Source organism: Janthinobacterium sp. AD80 (assembly GCF_002878455.1).
Classification (GTDB): domain Bacteria; phylum Pseudomonadota; class Gammaproteobacteria; order Burkholderiales; family Burkholderiaceae_D; genus Janthinobacterium.
Map to the genome: position 1 here is coordinate 1 of NZ_NRDQ01000227.1, position 11,124 is coordinate 11,124.

The window sequence follows — 11,124 nt, forward strand, 5'->3', positions numbered from 1 at the left end:
TTCGCCGGCATCCTTGTTCAGTGCGCCGCTCTGGATCAGGCCACGGATCAGCTTGACCATGGTGCTGTCGGCCGGTACGGCGGTGGCTTGCGCTTGCGCCGCGCCCGCCGCCACGCTCAGGGCCAGGGCGGCCAGCGCCAGCGGCAGGCGGTGCGTGCGCTGTGAGGAAGAAAATAAGGAATTCATTGTGTCTTTCGCTAAAATTAAGATGAATTGGGGACGCTATGGCCGGCGGCCTTTGATCGAAACGCGCGCCGGGAAACGCAGCGCCGCCGGCGGCCGCTCATCGGCGCGGAAGTCGCGCACCATGGCCAGCACCTGCTCGTCGGTCTGCGCATTGCCCGTGCCCTGCACCAGCAGCGCTTTCGTTGCCTTGCCGTCCACATCGAGCCACAGGTCGACGCGGATATCGTTGAACGCCAGCTGGCGCGTGCGCGGGTCGCGGGCAAAGGCCAGCTGCAGCGCATTGGCCACATAGCGGCCATACGATCCTGCGCCAAGGCCGCCGCCGGCACCGCTGCCGCTCATGCCGCCGCCGCGCCCGGCCTGGATGCCGAACGCGTCGCTGCCAGCCTGCGCCGCGCCATCGATGGTGACGGGGTCGCCCTTGTCCGGCGACGGGCTTTCCGGCGCGTCATCCTTGGGCTTGTCGGCCGGCACCGGTTCGGCTTCCGACACTTGCGGCACCACCTTGTCGGGTACCGGTTCCGGCAGTTTTTCCGGTTCCGGCGGCGGTGGCGGCGGAGGCGGCAGCATCAGCATCGGCGTGGCCGCCACTTCGCGCTTGGTGGCCGCCGTGTCGGACAGCAAATACCAGACCAGCGCGGCCAATGCCGCCGCCAGCAGCAGTCCGCCGGCCACGCCGCCCCAGCGGCGCCACCACTGCGCGGCGCCCGACGGTTCCGAGGCCGCCATCCTTGTCATGTCGTCACGCTTCACCTTGCGCTCCTCATGCCGGCTTGCCGGTCACCAGGCCGACCTGGTTCAGGTCGATACGGCGCAGCAAGTCGAGCACTTCGACCACCTTCGCGTATTGCACGGCGGCATCGCCGCGCACGATCACGGGAAAGTAAGGCGTGAGCGCCTTTTCCGTGCGCAGCCGCTCTTCCAGCTCCGGCAGGGTGACGGGATAGGCATCGAGGAAGATCTGGCCCGCGTTGTCGATGGTGACGGCCTTGGTCTTCGGCTTTTCCAGCGCCATGGCGGAGCTGGCCTTGGGCAGGTCAACCTTGATGCCGGGAATGCTGGCGTTGCTGGTCAGAATGAAAATCACCAGCACCACCAGCAGCACGTCGACGAAGGGCGTGATGTTGATGCCGCCGCTACGCTTGCGGGGGGTAAACTTGGCGGAGGTGGCCATGGTTATGCGCCCCTCACGCCTGGTGCAGCGCGGGACGCATCTGGCGTCCGTCGCCCTGCTCTTCCGCCAGGCGCGTGGCGAATTCATCGACAAACACGGCCATGTCGGCAACGATGGCGTCCGAACGCGAGGACAGCCAGTTGTAGCCGAACAGGGCGGGAATCGCCACGCCCAGGCCCGCCGCCGTACACAGCAGCGCGGCGGCCATGCCCGGCGCCACCGAGTTGATGTCCACAGCACCGGCCATGGCGGCCACGACGAACACCAGCATGATGCCGATCACGGTGCCGAACAGGCCGACATACGGCGCGCCTTCGATGGTGGTCGACAGCCAGATCATGCGTTTGGACATGCGTTCGCTCTCGCGCACCATCACGCCATCCATGGCGGCGCGGATGGCGCCAATGGTCGCGTTCGACACGGCGCTCATGTCGTAGCCGCGGTCGTGGCGGCGGCGCATCTCATCGATGGCCACGTCATACAAACGCCACAGCGAGGAATCCGTCTTCACGCTGGTGCTCAGCTTGCCATTGCGCGCCAAGTGGTCCAGCGGCGCGCCCGCGCCTTCGTGGAAGGCTTGCATGAATTGCGCATTGGCGCGCGCGATGGCGCCATAGCTGCGGCCTTTGCCGATCATGATGATCCACGACAGGACCATCATCAGGCCCAGCACGCCAACGACGATCCACGCGTCGAGCGGCATGGCGGCGATGATGAAGCCGAAATGGCTTTTGCCCGCCTGCTGTTCATCGGCGCCAAACACGGCCAGGCGCGATTCGGAACCTTGCGAGACGGCATCGGCCAGCAGCAGCGCGTCGGGACGGGCCGTGCGCGACAGGCGCAGTTCGTCGATGGCGCCCGTGAAGTTGTTCAGGGTGGCGACGCCGGAGGCAACCGGCGGCGCGTCGGCACCCACCGAAGCCGCCGTGGCGAACGCCGGCAGGGCGGTGGCCAGCGACACGGACGGACGGCCGCCCACATACAGCGCCACATTGTTTTTATCGGCCTTGACGGCCAGGTGCGACCATTGCGCGGCCTGGATCGGCTGGCCCGGCTTGCTGCGCTGACCATTCACCTGCAAGAAGGGCACGCCCTGGTCTACGCCGATCAGCAATTCATTGGCGCCATCGCGGCGTGCATACAGCACTTGCCGCGCGCCCAGGCTGTCCGGACGCACCCAGGCCGAGAAGGTGAATGGCGCGCCGGCAGCCAGCGCCAGCGATGGCGAGGCAGGCAGCATCAACGGTGCCGTGCCCAGGCGGGCGCCCGCGCCGATGACGGAACCTTCGAGTGCCGGCACGGCCGTCTGCGCATGGTTGCCGTAGGCGGTGCTGTCGCGCGACGGCACGCCAGGTTCGGCGAAGTGGTACACCAGGCTGTAGTCGGGGTCGAACGTGCGCTGGCCATTGCCGGAAGCGGGCGCCTTTGGATTACCGTAGTACATCCACAGCTGCTGCGGCGTGCCCGCCGCCAGGGCCGGCACGTCGACCCAGATCAGGGCGATGCCCAGCAGCGGGTTGAACTGCTCGATCTGGTGGTTCAGGACGGTCTTGTCGTCGCCCGCCACGAAGCGCAGGTCGGCGCCGCTGTCGCTGACGCCCTCGAAGTTGAAATTACCCGAGTGCAAGCGCAGCAGGACGGGAATGCGGCCCGGATCGCCGCCCACGGCGCCCGCCTTGGGACCGGCATCGACGGTGACGGGTTTGCGGTAAGCCCAGTCGGGCTGCCACCAGGCATGCGCCAGGCCGGGAACAAACGTGCCCAGGATCGTGAGCAAAAAAAGAAAACGTTGCATGACAGTGATTCTCCGAAGAAAAGTCTAGAAAAGTGCGGTGCTGGTGAGCCGGCCCGTCAGTAGCTGGCCGACAGGTTGAAATGGATGCGCCGCACGTGTTTGTGCGTGCGCGGGCCATCGCGCAGCGGGTAGGCAAAATCGATGCGGCCATTCAGGTAGCGCAGGAACTGGAAGCTGCTGCCGACGCCCACCGATGCCAGGCCGAACAGGTCTTTCTGTTCCGGCAGCGGATCGCGCAAGCGCAGGCGCGCGCCATCGGCAAAGGCGAACAGGCGCCAGTTTTCCAGGCGGCTGAAATACGTGAGCTGGGGCGTACGCCATTCGACGCTGCCCGAGATGCCGTAGTCGCCCGTCGCTTCGGCCGACAGGTAGCCGCGCACGGAATTGGCGCCACCGGCGGCCATCTGCTCGCCCGACACCAGCGCCGCGTCGGCCAGCTGGCCCGACAGGCGGCCATGCAGCTGCGCGCCGCTGCCCAGGGTCTGGGTGGTGTTGGCGTCGCCCTTCAGCACGAGGAAGCTGGGCGATGCCTTGTAGCGCTTGTTGTCATAGGCGGCGCCGTCGCTGCCATAGCCGAACGAGGCGCGCGTGCCGGCCACCAGCGACAGGCCCAGGCCGTACGTCGCCGTGTCCGTCTGCGCATAGCCGTTGTAGGCCACGTTGAGCGGCACGTATTTCAAGGGAACGCTGGAGCCGGCACCGTTCAATTTCAGCGCTTCCTGGTTATCCTTGAAATCGATGCCGGCGGCAAAGCTGTGCCACCAGATGCCGCTGTTGGGCACCGTGTAGTTGAGCTTCATGCCCAGCGCATGACCCTTGCCCAGCACGCTGGTGCCGCCCGTGCTGGCCACGTTGCTGTTCGACTTGTAGCCGGTCGCTTCCACGCTCCAGCCCTGCGTGCCGATCGGTGCCACGTACGAGGCGGACCACACTTTGGTCTGATTCAGGTCGCCCGGCGTGCCGAAAAAGCTGATGGTGGCGCTATGCCCCAGCTGCCACAGGTTGTCGTGGCCCACCGACATACTGGTGCGCAATTTTTTCGTATCCGCGCTGTAATCGTTGTTCAAGCCCACGCTGGCGCGCCAGGGGCTGCTGTCTTCGACTTTCAAATCCACGTCCATGGTGCCGGGCAGCGCGCCCTGGCGTACCAGCGGCATCACCTGGCGCTTCGGCCCCCGGTTCAGTGACGTCAGCTCCACTTGCGCCTGGGTAAAGTCGGGGACGCTACCTTCCGTCAGGGCCGGCACCTGCTGGCGCACGTCGAGCGGCGAGTTGTATTGCGCACCGACCACGCGCAAGCGTCCCACCTTGGTTTCGCTCACCTGCAGCACCACCACGCCCTGCTCCACCTGCTGCTCGGGCAAGTCCACGTAGACGGACTGGTAGCCGCGCGCCTGGTAGGCGGCCACCAGGGCGTCGCGCGCCCCTTCCACGTCCTTCAGGGTGCGGCCCGGCCCCAGGAAGGGCGTCACGGCCGCTTCGATGGCGCGGGCGTCGAGCACGGTATTGCCGCGCACCAGGTATTCCTCGATGGTCACCTGGCGTTCCGGCGCGGCCGGTGCCGCCGCAGCGGCTGGCGCATCCTGCGCGCGCGCCATGCCGGGCAGCGCCAGCATGGCCAGGCACAGCATCGTCAGGGCCGTCGCGGGTGCCGCTGGCGGCACGCCCCTGCCCTTGGTTGTCATTTCACGCATCTTCCATTCACCTTAAAATCAAACGGTTGCCCTGTGTTGCGGCGCTGGGCCGGCGTTTTTTTTGTTGCCAATGCTGATCTACTGATGCCTAGACAGCCGCCGCGCGCGGCGACTGCCGAATGTCATCAAATGTTCATAAATCTCATGGCTGCAAGCCGCGCCGCTCGTTCGGCGTGAGCGCCTGCAGCTGCGGCGCCGTCAATGGCCCGGCCCCCAGCACCTGCACCACGCCGGCGGGCTGGTACAGCGAGGCCTGCGGATCGCGTCCCTTGCCGGCGGCAGCGTCATCGGCCGACTCGTTGCCAAAGCCCAGCACCTTCACGGTAAACAGCGATGGCTGCGCCTGGCGCGTGGCGGCCCGTTCGCGCTGCAGCACGTCCTGCGCCGCCGTCACGGCCTGCGAGGCGGCCGCGCTGGCGTTGGTCAGCGCGCCCACGTTCACGGCGGCGACGGCCGGCATGCCCGTCGACTTGCCCTGCACCTGGATGTTGGCCGCATTCACCAGTTGCAGCGCCGCCAGGTTGACGTTGCCCGAGACGCGGATGCCCGCCTCGCCCGCGTCGATGGTGCCCAGCGGGGCGATCAGGTCGATGTCGCCGGGCGGCACCTCCGGGATCGGGTTCAGGGTGGCGATGCCGGCGCCCGTCGTCGGCGTGGTCGGCGACAGGGTGACCTGGCCGATAGCGTCGTAGACGCGGCGCTGCGGCGTGTAGACCACGGTGGACTTGGAGCCGCGCCCGGCGTTGATGTCGCCCTGCGCCGACCAGGCCAGGATATTGCCGCCGAAGGTGGTGAAGATCCGGCTTTGCCCCAGCAGGATGCTGTCGCGCGCATACATCTGGATGTCGCCGGCGCCCTGCGTCAGCACGCCCGAGCCTTCGCCCGGCACGAAGCCGCCATCGACCCCGACCAGGGTGCGCCCGCCCGGCGTCAGGATGTCGATGTTGCCGCCGAAATCGGTATGGATGCCGGCGTCCTGCAGGTCGAACACGGGCGCGTGGTCGTCGCCCCTCAGCACATATTGCTCGCGGCTCAGGTAATTGACGCCCTTGCGCGGCCGCCTGGTGCTGCTGCTATCGGCACCATCGGCATAGTAGGTAGCGCCACTGAACATGGTCAGGTCGCCCGCGTAGGTCACGGGTTTGCCCTGCGCATCCTTGCTCGGGAACAAAGTAGCGATGGCTTCGCGGCCGCGCAGGTAGCTGCCTTCGCGCACGCCGCCCGCCGCCGTGTACTCGCGCCCGCCCGCCTTGAGTTCGGCAAAGTAGACATTGCGCAGGAAGACACGCTGCTGCTCGGCCGGCAAGGCCGCGAAAAACTTGCGCGCATCCATGCTGGCCGCATCGAAGGCCAGCCCGGCACCATTGCGCTGTCCGGCGCCGTAGCGGGTTTCCAGCCAATTGACCAGGTGCAGCTGGCTCGACAGGCCGTATTCGCGCTGCAAATCGCGCTTGGCGCCGCCGCTGGCGCTGGCCTGCAGAGTCTTGTCGAGCTCGCCCTGGCGCGCCGCCAGGAAGGCGGGCGCGCCCGCCGCGTCGCCGCCGTAGCCAAATTCCGTGCGCAACCAGTCGGCCAGGCTCAGGCGGCCGCCATACACGGCCACCGCCTTGCCGGGCTGGTCGGCCAGCGACTTGCCTGGTTCGATCAGGTTGGCGGCGTCGAGATAGCGGGCGGCAAAGGCGTCGTAGTTGGGGCCGTTGGCCCCTACCCCTGCCGCCACCGCGATGCTGGCGCCGCTGCTGCGCTCGCCTGACGTGATTTGCGTCACTGCCCCGATACTCTTCAGCTCGGCCCTGTCGGCCATGTAGACATCGCGCCCGGCCGTCACTTCCAGCGTGCCCGGGCCACCCACGTAGAAGGTGCCGTAGCGAATATCGCGGCCGGCACGCACGACCGACACTTCGTCCGGATTGTTGTGCAGCGCCAGATTGCCGCGCGCCGAACCGACCCGGATTTCCGTCGGCCGCAGCGGCAGCAGGGGATTGGCATACGCTATCTCCGACGTCCAGCCCAGCAAGCCCTGCGGCGTCACTTCGACCAGCCCCAGGGCCGTGCCGGCGTTGACGATGTCGCGTCCGGCGCGGATGTCGACCGGACCGGCGCCCTCGTACCAGGTGCTGTGGCTGGCCGCATTGCCGCCGCCGCGCGTGATGATGGAACCGGTGCGCAGGCCGATGATGTCGCCCGCCAGCGCGTAATAGCGCGCCGGCAGCTGGTTTTGCACCGCATAGCCGGAGGCGGTGGGCGGCGTCAGCGTGAACAGCGGATAGCGCTGCGGTGCGGCGCCCGCTTCGCGCGAGGCGAACAGCACACTGGGCGCCTGTGCATTCTGGTTCACGTTATGCGTGTACATGTCGCCGTATTCGGTGACGCCGGAAACGCCCGCGAAGCCCGGATTGAAAGGGCTCGGCAGCGCGGTCGGATCGGCGCCCGACGCCGTCACCGAATAAGCGCCCGCGTAGATCGAATCGGCGGCCAGCAATTCCAGCTGCCCCGGCGTGCGGCGCGTGAAATGCGCATCGACCGGCGACGGCGCCAGCAGCAGGCCGGTGGCCGGCCGCGCCAGCGTGTTGGTGCCGCTGTCCGTCGCGCCCTGGGCGGAGTTGCCCATATACAGGTTGCCGCTGGCGGCTACCGCGCGCAATTGCGACGGCATCACGAAACGCCCGCCGCTGGACGCCTGGTTGCCGCTGGCGCGGTCGTCGCTCCAGGCCGTCGATGGCGTCAGGTTGCCGCCCGCGCTGAACAGGTCGATCGCCGTCGACGGCGTCCACAGCGAGAACCAGCTGTAGCCTTCGCCGTCCTGCGCCACGCCCTTCGCCGTGAACGGCGTGCCATTGTTGATCTGGGTGACGCGGCCGGCATCGCCCACGCCGCCCAGCACCAGGTCGCCGCGCGCATCGATGCGCACGCCGGAGTCGCCCGGCACCACCACCGGCCCGCCGCCGGCGATGGACGAGGTGGCGGTGTAGACCTGGTAGGCGCGCGATTCCTGGCTGTCGCCCTTGTCGAAACGCAGCTCGATGCCGCCCACGGATCCCGCCTCCATGCGCAAGGCGCCGCGCAGGTTGACGAAGGTGCTATTGAGGTCACCACGCGTGCCGCTAAAACGGGTATCCGGCGTGATCTCGCCTGTCGTGTCGGCAAACGAGCGCACTTCGGCCACCGGATTGAGGCCGCCGCCTATGCGCACGTCCAGGTCGCCACCGCCGGTCAGCGTGAGCGCGGAACCGTCGGCCGATACCCGGCCGGTGCTGGCCACCGCCAGGTTCAGGCCCTGGCTGCGCATGACGAATTTGCCGCCCTGGTCGGTACGCGGCGACAGCATGCCGGCGGCCTTGCCCGCCTCGAACACCAGATTGCCGCCGCCCAGGGTGCCGATGCCGGTAAAGCCGGTCATCACGGGCAGGGTTTCGTACAGGTAGTTGGCGCCCATGCCGCCGGCCACGTAGCTGCCAAAGTTGATCCACCAGGCGGTGGGCACGCCCTCGCCCTGGGCGACGGCGCTGCCGGTGCCCTGGCGCCACAGCCAGGTGCCGACGGCGCTGCTGTCCTGCTGCGGCCGCAAATAGCCCACGTCGTCGGGGCGACGCTCGGTGCTGTAGCCGGCGCCCACCAGGTCGCCGGTGACGTCGCCCTGCGCGCGTACCAGCACGTTGCCGCCATGCTCGGGATACCAGGCCTGGTACAGGCTTTGCGCGCCACCGTCGACATAGGGCTTGAAGGCGTCGCCATCGGGGCCGAGGATGGAACCGTTGCGGTCCGCCGCGCGCGGCAGCTGGTAAGCGGCCGCCACATTGGCCGCCTGGGTACCGGCCGTATACACGCCGTACGGCGAACTCTGGTTGAAGTTGCCGCCGGCCAGGAGGTCGAGGTCGCCCGTGCCCGTGCGCAGCACGCTGAACAGCTGCTGCCGCGCAGGCAGGGACACCGTCGGGAAGCTGCCGCCTTCGGGCAGCCATGTCACCAGATCGCCCAGGTTCATGTTATTGAGTTCCAGCAGGGCCTCGACGCCACCGAAATCGTCGACATTGATCAGGGTGCCGGGCTCGGCGCTGAAATACAGCGCCGAGTCGCCGATCCAGTAGAAATTGCCGGCCACGCCCTCGATCGGCGGCACTGCCACCGTCGGCACGCTGGGCCCCAGGACCACGCCGTAATGGTGGTCGGTCAGCAGCAGACTGCGGTTCTCGCCCACGGGGCGCAGCGTGCGGCTATCGGCCGCCTGCAGATCGGCGCCCGCCACCAGGCGCATCGACCACGACTGCGAACCGCTGGCCAGCATCGGCGCCAGCGCCCAGTTGCGGCCCTGGTTGCCATCGGCATCGGCCGGACGCAGGGCCACGGAGGCGGCGCCGCCAGGCAGCCGCACCCAGGTTTCGCTCGGCACCAGCGCGCCCTTGCGCAGCTGCAGTTCGCCGGCCAGCACCACGCCGTTGGCGGGCGTGTCGGGTTCACCGTTGCCATCGTAGTCGGGGCTGGGCGTGTCCCTGACGGCGCCCACCGGGTACGGCAGCGGCACGCCGCCGGGCCAGGTCATGGCCGCCACGGACATGCCCACCGGCAAGCGGGTGCCGGCGTCGAGCTGCGTACCGCTGCCCAGCGTGACCGCCTTCGCCAGCACGGTGCCCGCCGCATACACGATATCGCCGGCGGCATTGCGCACGGCGCCGCCCAGCACCGTGCCAGCCGGCAATTCCACCTCGGCCGTCAAGGTGGCCTGCGACGGCAGCGCCGTGCCGGCCCGCAAGCTCATGGCCTTCATCGGCAAGTCGTAGTTCAAGGTGCGGCCGGACTGGAAGAAGGTGTCGTCGGCCAGCGTGACCAGCTGGCCATGCGGCACGATGACGTCGGCGCCGAACGGCACGCGGCCCTTGGCCAGCATCCAGCCCTTGTCGTCCGGCGTGACCGGCACGGCCTTGCCATCGAAGCCGTCATTGATGCTGCCAAAAACGTTCAAATTGCCGCCGGCCCGCAGCACCAGCGCGCCCGCTTCGCCGGAACCGGCCACGCCGGTCTGCTGCGTATGCGGATTGACGCTGGCGTAGCGGTAGCCGGACAGGTCGATGTCGCCATCGACGTGCAGGTCGCCGTCCGGCGTGGCGCTGAGGATGGCCACGCCCGGACGCAGGTGGAAAGCGTCCTTGTCCTTGCGCAGGCCGGACAGGCGGCCATTCATCAGCCCGTCGTTGGCCAGGGCGCCCGTCATGAACGCCACGCTGTCGTCGTGCTTGCGGTCCAGGTAAGCCTGGTCGATGACCTGGTAGGGACGGCCGTCCGCGCCGGCGTCGATGCCAGGCGCGGCGTCGTTATACGACCAGAAACCATTGACCGTGATGGCGCGGGCGCCGTCGATGACCAGCGGACCGGCGGCATCGATGGCGATGTCATTGCCGGTGGCGCCGCCCACGCGTCGGGCGCTCAATTCCAGCGTGCCCAGCGAAGCGATTTGATCAGCCTTGCCGGCGGTGCCGGCGCGCAGGTCCATGCGCGCGCCCGTATCGAGCACCAGGCGGCCGCTGCCGGCATCGATGTCGATCACGGCGCGGTTGGGCGCCTCGATCACCTTGCCGTAGCTATCCACCCGCAGCACGCTGCCGTGGGCGTCGAGCAGCGCGCCGCCGGCCACGCTGACGCCGTCGCGCGCGGCCAGGCGGATGCTGCCCACCTGTTCGCCGCTGGCGTCGACCGTGCCGTTGACGGCCAGGTGGCCGCCATCCACGGAAACGGTGATTTCGCGCGCCTTCAGTTCACTGTCCAGCACCAGGTCGCCCTGCTTGAGCTGGAAGCTGCGGCTGCCGAACACGCCGCCCTTGCTCAGGCGCCCGTTCAGTCCCTTGAAATCGTCGATATGCTGGCCGCGCACGTCCAGGCCGCCAGCCGCGAACGGCACGTCGGTGCCGCCCGCGTCGTAGTGGCCGCTGCTGCCGCCGGCGATGCTGCCCAGCAGCGCCACGCTGCCCGCCTGCGCGTCCAGCGCGGTGGCCGTCAGCTTGCCGGCGCGGTTCGACACGGCGGAGAAATCGATGCTGGAAGCGGCCGCCTGGCGCACGTCGCCGTGGCGGCTGTCGAGCACCACGTCGCCGCCCCAGCTGTACTTGGCCACGCCGTTGAAATCGATCTTGCGGCCGGCCAGGTCGAGCCTGGCGCCATCGCCCAGCACGACGTCCTGTTCGGCGGACACGCTGAGCTTGCCGCTTGGCAGCAGCACGGCCGTGTCGAGCGTCACGCTGCGTCCGTCCAGCGCCACTTCGGCGCCAGCGCGCCGGCCAGGG

6 protein-coding genes are annotated in these 11,124 nt (G+C 68.5%); all 6 read right to left on the minus strand.

What is annotated here, in order from left to right:
• A partial coding sequence (locus JaAD80_RS27520) for a hypothetical protein (protein WP_146012573.1) occupies positions 1-186 on the minus strand: 186 nt, incomplete at its 3' end.
• Positions 187-222: 36 nt separating this feature from the next.
• Positions 223-939 (minus strand): hypothetical protein, encoded by a 717-nt coding sequence (locus tag JaAD80_RS27525; protein WP_258003222.1) that lies wholly within the window; start codon positions 937-939, stop codon positions 223-225.
• A 10-nt stretch (positions 940-949) separates the two neighbouring features.
• Positions 950-1,360, minus strand: a complete 411-nt coding sequence (locus JaAD80_RS27530; RefSeq protein ID WP_102299294.1) for a biopolymer transporter ExbD — start codon at positions 1,358-1,360, stop codon at positions 950-952.
• 13 nt (positions 1,361-1,373) lie between these two features.
• Entirely contained in the window at positions 1,374-3,155 is a 1,782-nt protein-coding gene (locus tag JaAD80_RS27535; RefSeq protein ID WP_102299295.1) for a DUF2341 domain-containing protein, read from the minus strand.
• Between the two features lie 56 nt (positions 3,156-3,211).
• On the minus strand, positions 3,212-4,849 hold the full coding sequence (locus JaAD80_RS27540; RefSeq protein ID WP_258003223.1) for a ShlB/FhaC/HecB family hemolysin secretion/activation protein: 1,638 nt from the start codon (positions 4,847-4,849) through the stop codon (positions 3,212-3,214).
• Positions 4,850-4,991: 142 nt separating this feature from the next.
• Entirely contained in the window at positions 4,992-11,099 is a 6,108-nt protein-coding gene (locus JaAD80_RS27545) for a filamentous haemagglutinin family protein (RefSeq protein WP_258003224.1), read from the minus strand.
• Positions 11,100-11,124 lie beyond the last annotated feature (25 nt).

What these genes read in the sequence shown, in the direction of transcription:
- JaAD80_RS27535 (WP_102299295.1), bottom strand. Translation starts at nt 3,155, where the DNA reads ATGCAACGTTTTCTTTTTTTGCTCACGATCCTGGGCACGTTTGTTCCC.
- JaAD80_RS27530 (WP_102299294.1), bottom strand. Translation starts at nt 1,360, where the DNA reads ATGGCCACCTCCGCCAAGTTTACCCCCCGCAAGCGTAGCGGCGGCATC.
- JaAD80_RS27540 (WP_258003223.1), bottom strand. Translation starts at nt 4,849, where the DNA reads ATGCGTGAAATGACAACCAAGGGCAGGGGCGTGCCGCCAGCGGCACCC.